The 15,707-nt window shown below is 54.5% G+C and carries 13 protein-coding genes; 5 read left to right on the forward strand and 8 right to left on the reverse strand.

All coding sequences use genetic code 11. The features are described from left to right. Positions 1–213: 213 nt before the first annotated feature. From qcrB to ctaC, 6 genes are all read right to left on the reverse strand, one after another. Positions 214–1,842 (reverse strand): cytochrome bc1 complex cytochrome b subunit, encoded by a 1,629-nt coding sequence (qcrB, locus tag ACP8MI_RS07435; RefSeq protein WP_018120477.1) that lies wholly within the window; start codon positions 1,840–1,842, stop codon positions 214–216. Beyond that, entirely contained in the window at positions 1,842–3,062 is a 1,221-nt protein-coding gene (gene qcrA, locus ACP8MI_RS07440; RefSeq protein WP_018120476.1) for a cytochrome bc1 complex Rieske iron-sulfur subunit, read from the reverse strand. Before qcrA ends, qcrB begins: the two co-directional genes overlap by 1 nt. Then, a complete protein-coding gene (gene qcrC, locus ACP8MI_RS07445; RefSeq protein ID WP_065420329.1) occupies positions 3,062–3,955 on the reverse strand; it encodes a cytochrome bc1 complex diheme cytochrome c subunit in 894 nt (297 codons plus the stop codon). The genes qcrA and qcrC overlap by 1 nt, the downstream gene beginning before the upstream one ends. A gap of 64 nt (positions 3,956–4,019) precedes the next feature. Next, positions 4,020–4,634 carry an aa3-type cytochrome oxidase subunit III gene (ctaE, locus tag ACP8MI_RS07450; RefSeq protein ID WP_430622803.1) on the reverse strand — a complete coding sequence of 205 codons (615 nt, stop codon included), beginning with the start codon at positions 4,632–4,634 and terminating at the stop codon, positions 4,020–4,022. Between the two features lie 529 nt (positions 4,635–5,163). After that, complete coding sequence (ctaF, locus tag ACP8MI_RS07455) at positions 5,164–5,595, reverse strand: aa3-type cytochrome oxidase subunit IV (RefSeq protein WP_018120473.1); 432 nt, start codon at positions 5,593–5,595, stop codon at positions 5,164–5,166. A 20-nt stretch (positions 5,596–5,615) separates the two neighbouring features. Beyond that, on the reverse strand, positions 5,616–6,707 hold the full coding sequence (gene ctaC, locus ACP8MI_RS07460) for an aa3-type cytochrome oxidase subunit II (RefSeq protein ID WP_018120472.1): 1,092 nt from the start codon (positions 6,705–6,707) through the stop codon (positions 5,616–5,618). 421 nt (positions 6,708–7,128) lie between these two features. Between ctaC and asnB the strand changes: the two genes are divergently transcribed. Both asnB and ACP8MI_RS07470 read left to right on the forward strand, forming a co-directional pair. Beyond that, positions 7,129–9,051, forward strand: a complete 1,923-nt coding sequence (gene asnB / locus ACP8MI_RS07465) for an asparagine synthase (glutamine-hydrolyzing) (RefSeq protein ID WP_249605932.1) — start codon at positions 7,129–7,131, stop codon at positions 9,049–9,051. A 187-nt stretch (positions 9,052–9,238) separates the two neighbouring features. After that, positions 9,239–10,438: an IS1249 family transposase gene (locus tag ACP8MI_RS07470; protein WP_284573195.1), complete on the forward strand. Its 1,200-nt coding sequence runs from the start codon at positions 9,239–9,241 to the stop codon at positions 10,436–10,438. Positions 10,439–10,711: 273 nt separating this feature from the next. Here ACP8MI_RS07470 and ACP8MI_RS07475 read toward each other — a convergent pair whose 3' ends face one another. Then, positions 10,712–11,056 carry a HesB/IscA family protein gene (locus ACP8MI_RS07475; RefSeq protein WP_018120470.1) on the reverse strand — a complete coding sequence of 115 codons (345 nt, stop codon included), beginning with the start codon at positions 11,054–11,056 and terminating at the stop codon, positions 10,712–10,714. A gap of 131 nt (positions 11,057–11,187) precedes the next feature. Between ACP8MI_RS07475 and ACP8MI_RS07480 the strand changes: the two genes are divergently transcribed. Continuing rightward, positions 11,188–11,958, forward strand: coding sequence for a DUF3043 domain-containing protein (locus ACP8MI_RS07480; protein WP_049149351.1), 771 nt, complete (start codon positions 11,188–11,190; stop codon positions 11,956–11,958). Between the two features lie 52 nt (positions 11,959–12,010). Continuing rightward, positions 12,011–12,940: a nicotinate-nucleotide--dimethylbenzimidazole phosphoribosyltransferase gene (locus ACP8MI_RS07485; protein ID WP_018120468.1), complete on the forward strand. Its 930-nt coding sequence runs from the start codon at positions 12,011–12,013 to the stop codon at positions 12,938–12,940. On the opposite strand, the gene ACP8MI_RS07490 is transcribed toward ACP8MI_RS07485, so the two are convergent. Continuing rightward, the gene (locus ACP8MI_RS07490; RefSeq protein ID WP_049149348.1) at positions 12,937–14,025 is read right to left on the reverse strand and encodes a branched-chain amino acid aminotransferase; all 1,089 of its coding nucleotides are present in this window, start codon (positions 14,023–14,025) and stop codon (positions 12,937–12,939) included. The two genes, ACP8MI_RS07485 and ACP8MI_RS07490, sit on opposite strands and share 4 nt — an antisense overlap. Before the next feature lie 137 nt (positions 14,026–14,162). Between ACP8MI_RS07490 and ACP8MI_RS07495 the strand changes: the two genes are divergently transcribed. Then, positions 14,163–15,698 (forward strand): leucyl aminopeptidase, encoded by a 1,536-nt coding sequence (locus ACP8MI_RS07495; protein WP_049149346.1) that lies wholly within the window; start codon positions 14,163–14,165, stop codon positions 15,696–15,698. Positions 15,699–15,707: the final 9 nt, after the last annotated feature.

Here is a 15,707-nt window from a genome sequence, read left to right on the forward strand (position 1 = left end):
TCGACGTGGATTAAGCCCAGACAGGCGAGACGCAGCGCCTGTGTGGTTGGTTGGCGACCGAGGGACTCTGTAGAAAGATGGGTGCGCACAACTCGATACCGCATAGACGCGAGACACCCCGCCCCTAGGGATCCTAGGGGCGGGGTGGGTTCAGTGCACTAGGCGGTTCGCCTAGCCGGGTTAGCTCCGCCGGGAACTATAAAGCCATCTCAGTTAGTCGTCGAGATGTCCGTTACGGCGATCAGCCTCACGGTTGGCCTCGTTGAGACGACGAAGCATCTCTGCTTCCTCTTCGTGATTGTCATGCTCGATGCGACGCTTGCGTTCAGCAACGTCATCCGGGTCCGGGCTGAAGACACCAGGCGCGTTTTGATCTGCATAGCCAAGCTTGTTCAATTGCTTTGGAACAGCGGCACCAGCGTACTCCAGCGGGATTGGGTGACCATGCTCGTCTACAGGACCCAGCGGCTGGTGTACTTCAATAAACGCACCGTTAGGCAGCTGCTTAATGGTACCGGTCTCGATACCGTGTTCAAGTACCTCGCGGTCAGAGCGCTGCAAGGAAACGCAGATGCGGTAAGTCAGGAAGTAAACCAGTGGAGGAAGCACCACCAGGCCGATACGACCAAACCAAGTCATTGCATTCAGCGAGATGTTGAAGAAGTGCGCGACGTGGTCGTTACCACCGGAGATAGTGACCAACAAGAAGAACGTGATAGCCATGGCACCGATAGCCGTACGAGCTGGGACGTCGCGAGGACGCTGCAGAAGATTGTGGTGGGCATCGTCTCCCGTGGCCTTCTTCTCTAGAGCTGGGTAGGCAAACAGCAAGATGACCATGACACCACACATGAGTGCAACCCAGAATGCGGATGGGATCGTGTAACCACCGATGTATAGCTCCCAAGCGGGCATAATACGTGCCACACCGTCGGTCCAGAGCATGTAAACGTCCGGCTGCGAGCCTGCAGAAACCTGCGATGGGTTGTACGGGCCAATGGTCCAGAAACCGTTGATGGTCAACAAACCAGACATCAAGGCCAATACACCGGCGACGATCAAGCCCATACCGATGGCCTTAGTTGCAAACACCGGCATGATACGTACGCCAACGACGTTGTTCTCAGTGCGTCCAGGTCCTGGCAACTGCGTGTGCTTCTGGTACCAGACCAGCATCAGGTGGGCAGCGATCAGTGCCAAGATAATTCCCGGAATGATCAACACATGCAGGATATAGAACCTATCCAACATCAGTTCAGATGGAAAGTCGCCGTCGAAGATTGCCCAGTGAATCCAGGTGCCAATGATTGGGACACCAAGAATGATGGCGGACATGATGCGCAGGCCGACACCAGACAGCAAGTCATCCGGCAGGGAGTACCCCATGAACCCTTCGACCATGCCCAGCATGATGAGCGCACAACCGATGATCCAGTTCGCTTCACGAGGGCGACGGAACGCGCCGGTAAAGAACACGCGAAGCATGTGCGCGACCATAGACATCATGAACATCAACGCTGCCCAGTGGTGCATCTGGCGTACAAACAGTCCACCGCGCACTTCGAATGAAATATCCAACGCCGTCGCGTAAGCGCGAGACATCTCGACACCGTTGAGCGGCAGATAACCGCCATCGTAGATAACTTTGGTAATTGACGGGTCGAAGAACAACGTCAGGTAAACGCCTGTCAGCAACAAAATAATGAAGCTGTACAGTGCGATCTCACCCAACATGAACGACCAGTGGGTTGGAAAGACTTTATTGATCTGGGTGCGGACCATCCCAGAGATCGTGTAACGCGAATCGACGTTGTCCGCAATCTGTCCAAGTTTATTGCTCATTAGGATTCACGCTCCCAGAAAGCCGGGCCAACTGGCTCGATGAAGTTACCGCGAGCGATGAGGTAGCCCTCTTCGTCAACGGTGATGGGCAACTGTGGCAGGGCACGAGCCGCAGGTCCGAAAACTGGCTTTGCATATTGCATTGCGTCGAACTGCGACTGGTGACACGGGCACAGAATGCGGTTGGTCTGAGCCTCGAAAAGCGAGGTAGGACAACCGACGTGGGTACAAATCTTTGAATACGCGTAGTAATCGCCGTAATGGAAGTCTTCCTGATTCTCCCGTTCGACAACCGCCTTGGCGTCGTCGTGGCGAAGACGAATCAGCATTACTGCGTTGCGTGGTCCGTGAATTGAGTGCATATGGTTTTCATATACATCACGCTGTGGATCATAACGATCACCATCGTTGACATCGTTTTCAGCCAATGGGAATACGGTTTCCATCGCTGCCGCAGACAAATCTTCGGGACGGACACGGACAAGGCGAGAAACACCTTTGGTCTCCCAGTGGTTTCCAGATTGGCCTTCATGGTGTTCGGCAATCGCACCGGTGTCACGCGCCAAGTAAAGCTTTACGCCCTGATCGTGAAGAGTCCACCCGGAGGTCCACAAAGTTCCATCGCCGTTGTAGTTCATCTCATGGCGAACAGCCCAGGGGTTGCGAATCGCACCACCCAGCGGAGCAATGACAACGAGACCTGCCAGAATTCCTGCTCCACCAAGCAGACCCTGCAATGCTTTTCGACGACCAAGAGTCGAGGTTTGCCATGCGTCGTTGAGCAAAGCGGTCACCGTCTGACGATCAACTTCGTCCGAAGGGCCGTCGTGCCGGTTTTGCACTGCAATTTCTTCTGGCACCATCTTTTTGACGATCATTACCACACCAATGCCGAGACACAGGATGGCAAGACCAGAAGTAAGACCAAGTAATGGCGTGTATACGGCGTGCAGGAACTGACCGGATTCGCCGTGTCCCTTGTAGCCCCATGGCCAGAACAGGTAGACGCCAAGGAAGGCGATTGCAGCAATGATGGCTATGCCGAAGAAGATGCCGACCGATATCGATGCGCGCTTCTCTGCAGGGTCGTTCTCGACCGGGAACCGTTCTTTACGATATGCGACGGTAACTTCATCGAGTTCCGTACCGAGTTGAGCCAATTCATCCTGGCTCATTCCCCGGAGCTCTTGTTCCGTGTAATTCTTTTTCTCGTTCGACATTAGGTACGCGATCCAATCCACATAGCTGCACCAACCAGAGCGGTGATGCCGATGATCCACATGGCCAAGCCTTCAGCAACCGGGCCCAATCCACCTACAGACCAACCACCGGACGAAGGCGACTCTTTCGCGTCTTTAATAAACGCGATAATGTCGGCCTTTTCGTCGTGGGTCAACTGCCGTTCAGAGAACTTAGGCATATTCTGCGGGCCAGTGAGCATAGCCTGATAGATCTCTTGCTCATTGGCAGGGTCCAAAGGAGGCGCATACTTACCGGACGACAACGCGCCGCCACGGCCTGTGAAGTTGTGGCAGGATGCACAGTTCATACGGAACAACTCCGAACCGCGCGCCACATCTTCAGGCTGAATTTGGCCGTTGTACGAAGAACCGCGAAGTTCCTCCATCGCGATAGTGCCGTCGTCGTTGTATACGAGGTCAGGTCCCCCACCGTTAGCTGCTACGTACGCGGCCAAAGCAAGAGTTTGCTGCTCGGTATAACGCGGCGTTTTTCGCTCTGCCTGTGCATCGTTGGACATCATAGGCATACGACCTGAATGCACCTGGAAGTAAACGGAGCCTTCGCCAACGCCAATCAATGACGGCCCACGGTCAGGAACGCCCTGAAGGTTGGTGCCGTGACAAGTAATACAGGCAACTTCGTAGATGTCCTTACCTTCTTGAATCAAGGCTTGATCATCACGTTGTGCGGTAGCGACTTGCGCTTCCGGGGTCAAAGCGCTGGCAAGAATACCGGCGCCGGTGAGCCCCACAGACAATGCAGCTGCGCCGGCGAGCGTCCGACGCATCTTGCGTTTACGGCGCGAAGCGCCCGCTTTGCCGACAGTCGGATTTTCCCGCTGCGGCTCTGTGTTCGGGTTGGTATCCATCATTTCCCTTTAAAATGTCGAGAACGGAAAGTGAAGGGCTGTAGACCGTAATACGGCTAGCTACGGCCTACTGAACGAGGTAAATAACGATAAAGACGCCGATCCAGATGACGTCAACGAAGTGCCAGTAATACGAGACTGCCATCGCAGCGGTTGCCTGAGCAGGGGTGAACTTTGACTTCCAAACCCTAGCCAAAACAATGGCGAAAGCAATAAGACCTGCAGTCACGTGGAGCATGTGGAAACCAGTGATGATGAAGAACACCGATCCAAATACACTGGCCTGAATGGTCACGCCATGCGAGATCATCTCGTAATACTCGAATGCAACCATGCCCAGGAACACAACGCCCAAGGCAATAGTCACGGTGTACCACAGACGAAGCTTAAATACGTCGCCTTTCTCAGCCGCGAATACACCGAATTGCGAAGTAACAGACGAGGTAATAAGGATGACTGTAATGATCGCGCCATAAATCACGTTGAGGTGATGGGTCTGCTCACTCCAGTCTCCCGCCTGTCCGTTAGCTCGCGATGTAAACCACATCGCAAACAATCCGGCGAAGAACATCAATTCCTGCGACAGGAACACAATCGTGCCGACGCTGACCATGTTTGGCCGGTTCAGCGACACGACACGTTGTGGTGCTGTCATTCCTGGGTTAGTTACTGCGCTCGTCACGCTCATTAGTATGCACCGTCCTTTCCTGAATTTCATCTCAACTCTCACCCATTTTCCCAGGTCACGTTAAGGCGACAGCCTGGGTGACTTACCGACGGGGGTAGCTAAAATACCCATGAAAATTTGGGAACTTTTTCTCGCTTTTTCCGACTACCTTTATTGGCAGGTCACTGGGCAATTATCCCCCATCGTATGCACTTCTCCACCGAAAGCTATATCCACACATAACTCAAATCGGGGGTAATAGGCCACCGTCCCAACCCCCAAACGTGCCGCAACTCACAGCATGAAAACCGAGCTAAAATGCCTGATCATACTTTTGTATGCCCCTAAAATTGCGCGAACTTATTCATGATCAAAACCCGTTGGAACTCTTGATTTGATTTCGTCACTGGACGATAAGCGAGTGCCAAGATAGTAGCCTGCCGGTTCATTAAAGCGCGATACCCCAGACAGCAAAAGCGCCCCACCCGTTCCTTTAACGGAACAGCTGAGGCGCTTAAACGGAGGCCGTGAAAGCACTGTCGAACTAGTGCTTTTCCTTTGGAAGTCCGTATTGCAGGCTCAACATAGTGCAGGCCCAGATAAGCATGACGCCACCGACCAGAATCAGCCAATAGTACATGAAAATCACGCCGAGACCGAAGACGAAGATAGCAATCGACATCCAGAATGGCCACATCGAGCCTGGCGAGAAGAAGCCAAGAACGCCGGCAGAATCAGAGATCTCTGCTTCTTCCCAGTCTTCCGGCAAGACGTCAGCTCGGGATTCAGTCACATGCAGATAGACGCCGAGCATGATGGCCATCAACGCAGCCAACAGCAGCGGAACGCCACCTGCCCAATCGTATCGGTGCATCCAGCCGTCGTCTTCGATCCACACGGTGCCGAAGACGTAGACCACTCCGGAGATTCCGAGGAAGACGGCGATTGCGTAGAACAGTTTCGCACTAGCGCGCATGTCTGTATTCTCCTTTGGTTTTACAGAGCGGTATTTGGATCCGCAGCGTTATCGCCATCGGCGGTTTCACGAGCGGAGTTGAATGGCTTGGTGGAGGTAGCGTAAGGAGCTTCACCGATCGACGCCAGAGCCTCTGAGTTAGGAGCGTCTGGGTTTGCAAGGCGGAATTCCATGTAGTCGGCAAACTTCTCTGGAGATACTGCACGAATCTCGAAGTTCATCATCGCGTGGTATGTACCGCACATTTCGGCACAGCGTCCAACAAAGGCACCTTCTTCTTGAATTTCTTCAATTTGGAATGCGCGTTCCTGCTGGTTGTTTTCTGGGTGTGAGTACACATCGCGTTTGAAGAGGAACTCCGGCACCCAGAATGAGTGGGACACGTCGCCGGAAGCCAGACGGAATTCGATTGCGGTGTTGGTAGGCAGAACCAATACTGGAATCTCATCCGTTGTACCCAAAGTCTCAATCTCGTTGTAATTCAGGTACGAATTGTCTCCGCTAGAACGACCATGCACTGGGTTCGCATTCTTCATATCTTCAGGGTCGTGCTGCGATTTTTCAGCAATCGCGGTGCGTTCTTCGTCTTCACCGTCGTAGTCCTGGCCATTTGGCGTGAAATTTCCGCCAACTTCGGCGTAGCCGAACTTCCAGTTCCATTGGAAAGCTGTAACGTCTACCGCAACCTCAGGCTCTTTGTCGTTGGCGACGACTTTCTGCTGCACCTGAACGGTAAAGAAGAACAAAGCCATCACGATGATGACCGGGATAATCGTCAAAACTAGTTCGACCGGAACGTTGTACTGCAGCTGTCGTGGGAACTCCCCCCGACCTTTCTTTTTGGCACGCTTGGCACTCCAACGGAAAATAGCCGTCAAGAACAACGCCCACATGATAATTCCGATAAACCAAGCCAGTACCCAGATCCAGATCCAAAAGTTGAACATGGAGTTCGCCTCTGGGGTAACTCCCTCTGGCCAACCCATGTGCAGGAAATTTGATGCCGCTGCTGGCGGCTCGACGTCACAAGCGGCCAAACCGACCGTTGCGAGACCTAAGACGCCGCCAAGACCCAATTTCCGGCGCAAGCTGCGTTCATTACGCTGTCCCACGTGTGTTCTGCCTTTCTTTGCACACAATTGTCTGCCTACTGTTATAAGCATTCCTATCTAAGCAGCATAACTCAAATGGGCCGCATTCTTTTCAGTTTCGCAGCAGCCTAACTCCAGTAAACTCGCTAGCCTTCTGCAGGAATCGCTTCATTTCACTTACTTACGGGGTATGTGCTGCACAACGGGCACCTTTTAGGCAGCCCTAGACAGCAGACTCAACCTGTTTTGGGATTCCCTATAATCCAGCTCACATTAAAAGGGCTTGGTATCATCCCAAAGTTTCACTCACTTTGAGGTAAACGGATAAGCCCATGGTGATTGCACACGCCTTCGTAGCAACTTTCGGCGGATGATTAACCGCTTAATCACTGTGGGCCGTAAAGTAGTCGGGGCACTACACCACCCAGAGGAGAAATTAACAATGTGTGGACTTCTCGCTATGTTGACGGCGCGTGGCGACGCTACTTCTTACGTCTCTGCAATGGAGGATGCGCTCCCCTGCATGCGTCACCGCGGTCCCGATGCCGCAGGTACGTGGAATGACGATCATGCGGTATTTGGGTTCAACCGTCTTTCGATTATCGACTTAGAACATTCCCATCAACCACTCCGTTGGGGCCCAGAAGACGAGCCCGAACGATACGCGATGACTTTCAACGGCGAAATCTACAACTACGTTGAATTGCGGGCAGAGCTGCAGGAAGCAGGTTATAGCTTCAATACCTCCGGTGATGGAGAACCGATTGTGGTCGGTTACCATCATTGGGGCCCAGCCGTTGTAGAGCAACTTCGTGGCATGTTCGCCATCGCTATCTGGGATACACAAAGCCAGCAGATGTTCGTCGCGCGGGACCAATTTGGCATCAAGCCATTGTTCTACGCTACGACGCCCGCGGGCACGGTCTTTGCATCGGAAAAGAAATCAATCCTGGAGCTGGCCGACACTATCGGTCTAGGCCTGGATCTTGACCGGCGGGCAATTGAGCACTACGTCGACCTCCAATACGTGCCGGAACCTGAATCCCTACACGCTAGTATCCGGCGTCTGGAGTCTGGTTGCACCGCTATTATATCGCCGGCTGGCGAGGTAAAAGCTGAGCGTTATTTCCGTCCGCGCTTCCGCACTAAGCCTGTTCCTGCAGGACAGGAACAGCAGTTATTTGATCGCATCGCGCACGCGCTGGAGGATTCCGTCGAAAAACATATGCGGGCCGACGTTACCGTTGGTTCTTTCCTTTCCGGCGGCATCGATTCCACGGCAATCGCTGCGTTAGCAAAACGCCACAACCCTAACCTGCTGACGTTCACCACTGGTTTTGAACGCGAAGGTTATTCAGAAGTCGACGTCGCTGCGGAATCTGCGGAAGCCATCGGTGCAGAGCACATTGTCAAAGTGGTCAGCCCAGAGGAATACGCCGACGCTATTCCGAAGATCATGTGGTACTTGGATGACCCCGTTGCTGACCCATCCCTAGTCCCGTTGCACTTTGTCGCTGCCGAAGCTCGCAAACACGTCAAGGTTGTGCTTTCAGGTGAGGGAGCTGACGAGCTCTTTGGCGGCTACACGATCTATAAGGAACCACTTTCCCTCGCACCATTTGAGAAAGTACCAGGACCACTGCGTCGTGGACTGGGCGTCCTATCCCGCGTATTGCCCGACGGCATGAAGGGGAAGTCTCTGCTTGAACGAGGTTCGTTGACTATGGAAGAGCGCTATTACGGCAACGCGCGTTCTTTCAATTTCGAACAGATGCAGCGAGTCATCCCTTGGGCACGGAAAGATTGGGATCACCGCGATGTCACGAAGGATATCTACGCGAAATCAGAAGATATGGATCCAGTCGCGCGAATGCAGCACTTAGATTTATTTACCTGGATGCGCGGCGACATCCTGGTAAAGGCCGACAAGATCAATATGGCAAATTCGCTTGAGCTACGCGTGCCTTTTTTGGATAAGGAAGTTTTCCGCGTGGCCGAAACCATCCCACACCAGCTCAAAATCAGTCACGGCACAACGAAATATGCGTTGCGCAAAGCCATGGAACAGATCGTTCCCCCGCACGTTTTGCACCGCAAGAAGCTCGGCTTCCCGGTTCCGATGCGGCATTGGTTGGCTGGAGACGAACTGCACGGTTGGGCGCAAGACCAAATCAAGGCTTCGCAGACTGACGACATCTTTGACAAAAACGCCGTCCTGGACATGCTGCAGGAACACCGCGCTGGCCAATCTGACCACTCCCGACGTTTGTGGACAGTACTGGCGTTCATGATTTGGCACGGCATTTTCGTCGAAAAGCGCATTGACCCGGAAATCGAACAGCGAGACTACCCAGTGCGGCTATAACCCAAGACGGTTAGAGCATCATTTGCGGCCTAAACGACAGGATGTGTTGGTGAGGTTGTATGGTTAACCGCTCTGGCGGGTTGTTATTAGGATTATTTCACTTATCTGGAGGGATAAACCGGCCTCGGGCCGGAAATACCGCCAGGGGCGTGCTGGTGTGCTAGTTGCCTAGATTCACGATGGGAGGATGAGTAAGAATCATCCTCGATGTCCCGTCTGTAGCGGGGCGTGTACCAAATACGGAACAACGAGTACCGGTCGCCAACGATGGCGATGCCGCACCTGCAAGGCCACCTTCACCCGCGCTAATGACGACGCAGTACAAGCTAAATGGTTTCGCCTTTTCATCTTGTGGCTTATCTCTGGCCGCAGCCTGGCACAGACAGCTAAAAGTTGTGGAGTTTCACCACGAACTCTGCAACGCCGCTTTAAAACGTTCTGGTTTATCCAACCTCCCCGAAATGTTGATAAGCAGCGAATCTACGATCAAATCTTCATCGACGGCACCTATTTCAACACCAAGTGCCTTGTCGTGGCTGCTGACTCCAGCCATGTCATCAATTGGTTCTGGTGCACGAAGGAATCTTCCTGGTCCTACATGCGCCTGCTGGACGAACTAGCCCCACCACAACTGGTGACCTGTGATGGGGATTCCGGAGGGCTTAAAGCACTACACCGCTTATGGCCTAATACCCCGGTGCAACGTTGCATTGTCCACGTAAAACGCAATATCCAACGCGCCACAGGCCTTCACCCCACCTCGCCGATGGGCAAAGCACTACAACGGCTTTCCTTTGAACTGCTCGCCGCTGACAATCTGGATAAAGCAGCTAAATGGACAGTCAAGCTACACCAATTCGGCACCGTATTTAGCTCCCAGCTCAAAGCCAGGACTTACGTCAAAGACGTGCCCTTCGAGCAGATTCCGAAATCCAAACGCGGCAACAAAAAATGGTGGTACACCCACGATGTTCACCGCGGAATCTACCTACAACTAAAGAAAATGAGCCAACAAGGACACCTCTTTGCCTACCTCACCCAAGCTAAAGAAGGCCAACGTTTAGAACGCACAACCAACAGCCTGGAAGGCGGGGTGAACTCGCAGATCAAGCAATTAATGCACGCCCACCGCGGACTGCGCGACGAGCACCAACGCATCGCCTGCGACTGGTGGCTGTACCTACACACGCAGCTGCCTGACGACCCTGTAGAGATCGCCAGGCAGCAAAACTGGGGCCAAAACGCACTCACCAAAGCACAAACCTTAGCCAGCCAGGAAACACAAGCTACCAGCGGCCATGAGGACGGCCGACCAGCAACCTACGACAGCGCCATTGACACTGCCTACAACCACTCTATCGGAATACGCAAAGGCCACCTACGCTAAAACCCCAACTCCACCAACGCAATCTGTCGTTTAACTCGACACGCCGTAAAACAACACATTTTGTCGTTTAGGCCTCATTTGCGAGCACTAACCCACGCAAAAGACCCTGAATCCACGGTTTACACCGGGATTCAGGGTCTTCTAGTATTTCTCAGCCCAGTCACGAGCATCTAGCGTGTGGCTCATCGCTCGCGCAATAGCTAACTGGTCACAGCGGCGAGATGGCCGCAAAGCTCGGTGCTCAACTGTGTTTGGCGCTAGTTGTGCTTGGGGTTAGTTGAACGAGTCGCCACAAGCGCAGGAGCCACCGGCATTCGGGTTATCGATGGTAAAACCCTGCTGTTCGATGGTATCGGCAAAGTCGATCTTCGCGCCCATCAAGTACGGTACCGACATCTTGTCGACGACCAAGTTAATGCCGCCGACTTCATCGATCTTATCGCCGTCAAGTTCGCGGTCATCGAAATACAGTTGGTAGCGCAGGCCTGCACAGCCACCTGGCTGCACTGCGATGCGCAGGGACAGGTCCGTGCGGCCTTCCTGCTCCAGCAAAGACTTAGCTTTTTCAGCCGCGGCGTCGGTCAGGATGACGCCAGTCGACGAAGTAGGGGCGGTCATAATAGTTCTCCTTCATGGTGAACGCTTGTTTTGCCGTTAGTCTACTCCCCTTTTTCCGATGCCGAAACCCACCATGAATTACCCTGTGTTCATTGTTGTTACTGGCTGGCAAAGTTGTACCCTGTAAAACTGTGAAACTACCGTGGCAAAAACCTCAGCAGAATGAAGCCAGCGAATCCGCCGACTCCGCTTCCAGCACAGACGGTGCCGGTTCGCGAGATCGGTCTGTCTCAGCTCGGTCCAACTCAGCCCAGCCTGAATCAGCCGAGTCTGGGGCACACCAATCTGAACAGCCGGATTTGCCCAAGGGTTATACCCCGAAAAAGAACAAACCCACTCCTTCCCGTAAGGAGCAGGAGATTCGGCGCGGGGTACGGCGCGACCCCAACGGTGCGTTACCGGCACAGGCTCGGCAGCGTCGCAAAGAGTTAAAGAAGTCCATGTCCAAACAGGAATGGAAGGACTACAAGCGCGAAGAACGCCGAGAAAGCATGCGTCGACGCAAAGAACAGCAAGAACGTATGGATGCTGGCGATGAGCGTTATCTTTTAGCCCGCGATATCGGTCCGGTTCGCCGCTACGCACGCGACTGGGTGGACTCGCGCGCATTTTTAACCAACTGGGTCATGCTTATCGCACTCATCATTTTGGGTGCGACGCTGTTGGGCGGAATCAACCCTTACGTTGCAAATATCATCTCGTTGATCGGCATGGTCGTCATCGTTATTCTTGCTATCGAGGGCGTCATCTTGGGCAAGCGCTGCAATAATGCGGTGCGCAAGAAATTCCCCGACACCACTGAAACCGGCCTTCGTTTGGGCTTTTATGCGTATTCGCGTGCTACTCAACCACGCAAGTGGCGTTCACCAAAGCCACAGGTTGAACGCGGCGCAAAAGTTTAAAGCTTCGGCTTAAAGTAACTGTTTAAATTAACGGCAACGAGGTAGCTGCACCATGGTTTCTGACGCAGAGTTTGCACGTCCCGCTGAGGTGGATGCGCAAGCCGCAACCGCAGTCATCGCCGCAATGTCGTCGACTGAGCGGGGGCGGAGTTTCGGTCGGCTTACCGACGCTGCGGCATTCATGGCCGCCTGCCAGGGCAAAGTACCTGCAGAGCCGTTGCGCCAGCCGCGGGTCGTGATTTTCTACGCGCACGATGACGCTAGCGCAAACTCAGCCAAGGACATCGCTGCCGGTTCTGCGCCAGTCGCCACACTGGCGCGTACGCACGGGGCGGGGGTCCGCGTCGAAGAAATCCCCGCCGGTGAGTCCGCATTGCAGTTCGGCAGTGCCATTGCCGATTCCGAAATCGATGCCGGAGCGGATTTATTAATCCCGGGTGAGCTGGGCGAAGGGTTTTCTACCGAAGCAGCGGCGCTATTCGGCGCGCTAACGAAGACTGAGCCAGTTGCTCTCGCCAGCCTGGAGACATCGCTGACTACGCAACAATGGCAATGCGATGTCACAGCTATTCGCGACCTTATGTTTCGGTGCCGCACTGCGCACGCGGCACCACTGGAGCTACTCACTAAGTCTGGTTCGCCAGCAGCCCAGGCCTTGGTCGGCTTCGTATTGCAGGCAGCTGCTCGCAGAACACCAGTGCTTGTCGACGGCTGCTTGGCGACGGTGTGCGGCTTGGTGGCAGAAAAGATTGCTCCCGGCACCAGAGCGTGGTTGTATTCGAGCCAGCTCTCGCCCGAACCGGCGCACATTCAGGCAGTGCAGAAACTTGAGCTCACTCCCCTGCTGGCATTTGATCTCACCACGGGGCAGGGAACCGGTGGTGTGCTTGCCCTTTCGGCTCTTAACGCCGCAATTGAGCTTGTCAGCGACGAAGTGTACGCAATCACCGAAGCGATCAACGCACAAAACGACGACACTTAAGCCAATTTGTGGAGCCAGCCGTGCTCATCAGCAACTTCACCGCGCTGAATCCCGGTCAGTTTCTCGCGCAGGCGCATGGTGATCTCACCCGATTCCCCACCACCGATGGTGAAAGTATCGCGGTTGGTTTTCACTGTTCCAATCGGAGTGATTACCGCTGCGGTACCGCAGGCGAAAGCCTCAGTCATGGCGCCACTGTTCGCGGCTTGCCGCCACTCTTCCAAAGTAATGGTCTTTTCCACAACCTCAATGCCCATCTCACGCGCGAGCTGCAGGATAGAGTTTCGAGTCACTCCCGGCAGAATCGTGCCAGACAGCTCTGGGGTCACCAGTTTGCCGTCGATGATGAACATGACGTTCATTCCGCCCATTTCTTCGACTTTGTGCCGGTTGGCTGCATCTAAGAAAACCACCTGGTCGCAGTCGTGTGCACTCGCTTCTTGTTGTGCCACCAACGATGCGGCATAGTTGCCCGCAAATTTCGCGGCTCCAGTACCACCGGGTGCCGCGCGGACATAATCCTCAGAAATCCACACCGACACCGGCTTCACGCCGCCTGGGAAATACGCTCCCACCGGCGATGCAATAACTAAAAAGCGATAGCTCTGCGAAGGGGCTACTCCCAATCCCACCTCGGTGGCGATCAAAAACGGGCGCAGGTAAAGCGAGCCCTCTCCCCCGCCAGCCGGCACCCAGTCTTTGTCAACGGCGACGAGTTCTTCCAATGCCTGGACAAACAAATCTTCTGGGATTTCGGGCATTGCCATACGCTGGGCGGAATTGCCGATCCGTTGGGCGTTTTTGTCAGGCCGGAAGGTAACAACCGTGTCATCTTTGTGCCGGTACGCCTTGATTCCTTCAAAAATGGCTTGCCCGTAGTGGAACACGGTGGTTGCCGGGTCCAAGGTCAATGGTGCATATGGCGTGACCTCGAGATTGTGCCAACCCTGTTCAGCATTCCAGTCTGCGACCACCATGTGGTCGGTGAATTTTTTCCCAAACGCTGGGTTTGCGAGAATCTCTTCACGCTCAGCTTGCGGGGTCGGGTTTTCGTTGCGGGTTACTGCAAATTCGAAGTCGGTCATGGTAGCTAATGTACCCGCTGCCTGAGTTAAAAGAGATACAGGGCACACAAGCCGCAGCATGCACCGCTAAATCTCGCTAGGCTGGTATGGCCTGAAACCGATTTGCACAAGCAATGTATTACGCGAGAAAGGAAAATATGGCTGACAAAAAGTTTGAGCTTCCAGCCCGCGGAAAAATTAGCACGGTTGAGCTAAATAAGAAGTTGCCGAAGAAGTCTGACGGCTTGGTCGTGGGCGTATTCCATGACGATAACGCGGTGGAGGCTGTCGAGACTGCTTGGCTCGGTGGAAGCCTGTTTCGCGAGGTCAACGACGCTTTGGCGACCGTCAAGGCAAAGGGTACAGCGAACGAGATCACTCGCTTGCCAGCTCCGAAGAAGCTAGATGCCGACGTCATCGTTGCGGTGGGTTTGGGCTCCCGCGACAAGCTTGACGACGAGGTGCTGCGTCGCGCCGCTGGCAGCGTATCCCGCGCGGTCAAGGACTTGGATTCCGTTGCAGTAGCGCTGTCCGACGACCGTGAGCAGCTGACACCGGTCGTCGAAGGCCTGATTTTGGGCAGCTATTCCTACCCAGGCATCCGTGGAAGCAAGGACGATGGCGTCGACAAGCCAGAGGATAAGAAAAACAAGTCCGACAAGGACCCCGCCGCTTTCACTGTGCTTGGTGATCCGAAGAAAGATGCAGAGATCTTCCGCTTCGCACAGGTCGGCGCAGAGTCAGTTTGCTTGGCTCGCGATTTCGTCAATGTGCCGTCCAGCCACAAATTCCCAGAATCCTATGCCTCGTTTATTCGCGGTTTCGCCGAGGACGCCGGTCTCAAGGTCGAGGTTTTGGACGAAAAGCAGCTGGAGAAAGAAGGCTTCGGCGGCATCTTGGCGGTAGGCCAAGGTTCTGTTCGTCCGCCACGCTTGGTCCGCCTGCACCACCGCACACACAAAGCGAAGAAAAAAGTCGCGCTGGTTGGTAAGGGTATTACCTTTGATACCGGCGGTATCTCTCTCAAGCCAGGAGCTGGCATGGGCGACATGATCATGGACATGGGCGGCTCTGCTGCCGTTGTTGCTGCCACCGTCGCCGCCGCGAAACTTGATATCAACGTGGAGCTGACCACCACGGTTCCGTTGGCAGAAAACATGCCATCCGGCAACGCGATCCGCCCTGGCGATGTCATCACTCACTACGGCGGTATCACTTCGGAAATCCTCAACACCGACGCCGAGGGCCGCATCGTGCTTGCCGACGCCATCGCACGGGCCAGCGAGGATAAGCCCGACTACCTGGTCGAAGCAGCCACCTTGACCGGTCACCAGATGCTGGCGCTGGGTAAGCAGACCTACGGCGTGATGGGCAGCGACGAATTGCGTGATCGCATTGCTGAGCTAGGCCGCACCGTCGGCGAAAAAGCTTGGGCAATGGCGCTATTGGAAGAACACGCGGAAGCCATCAAGACCCCAGCCGCCGATATCCGCAATATCTCGGAAGATCGTTGGGGCGGCATGCAGTTCGCCGGCACTTACCTTTCGCAGTTCGTCAGCGCAGGCATCGAATGGGCACACCTTGATATCGCGGGACCCGCCTGGGCGGCTAGTGCTTCTGGCTATACAGCCAAGCGCGCTACCGGTGTGCCAGTGCGTACGTTGGTAGCTTGGTTAAACGAGGTTGCTAGCTAAGCACAGAAC

This window comes from Corynebacterium sp. LaCa_70, from assembly GCF_058182015.1.

What these genes read in the sequence shown, in the direction of transcription:
- qcrB (WP_018120477.1), bottom strand. Translation starts at nt 1,842, where the DNA reads ATGAGCAATAAACTTGGACAGATTGCGGACAACGTCGATTCGCGTTAC.
- qcrA (WP_018120476.1), bottom strand. Translation starts at nt 3,062, where the DNA reads ATGTCGAACGAGAAAAAGAATTACACGGAACAAGAGCTCCGGGGAATG.
- qcrC (WP_065420329.1), bottom strand. Translation starts at nt 3,955, where the DNA reads ATGATGGATACCAACCCGAACACAGAGCCGCAGCGGGAAAATCCGACT.
- ctaF (WP_018120473.1), bottom strand. Translation starts at nt 5,595, where the DNA reads ATGCGCGCTAGTGCGAAACTGTTCTACGCAATCGCCGTCTTCCTCGGA.
- asnB (WP_249605932.1), top strand. Translation starts at nt 7,129, where the DNA reads ATGTGTGGACTTCTCGCTATGTTGACGGCGCGTGGCGACGCTACTTCT.
- ACP8MI_RS07470 (WP_284573195.1), top strand. Translation starts at nt 9,239, where the DNA reads ATGAGTAAGAATCATCCTCGATGTCCCGTCTGTAGCGGGGCGTGTACC.
- ACP8MI_RS07475 (WP_018120470.1), bottom strand. Translation starts at nt 11,056, where the DNA reads ATGACCGCCCCTACTTCGTCGACTGGCGTCATCCTGACCGACGCCGCG.
- ACP8MI_RS07485 (WP_018120468.1), top strand. Translation starts at nt 12,011, where the DNA reads ATGGTTTCTGACGCAGAGTTTGCACGTCCCGCTGAGGTGGATGCGCAA.
- ACP8MI_RS07490 (WP_049149348.1), bottom strand. Translation starts at nt 14,025, where the DNA reads ATGACCGACTTCGAATTTGCAGTAACCCGCAACGAAAACCCGACCCCG.
- ACP8MI_RS07495 (WP_049149346.1), top strand. Translation starts at nt 14,163, where the DNA reads ATGGCTGACAAAAAGTTTGAGCTTCCAGCCCGCGGAAAAATTAGCACG.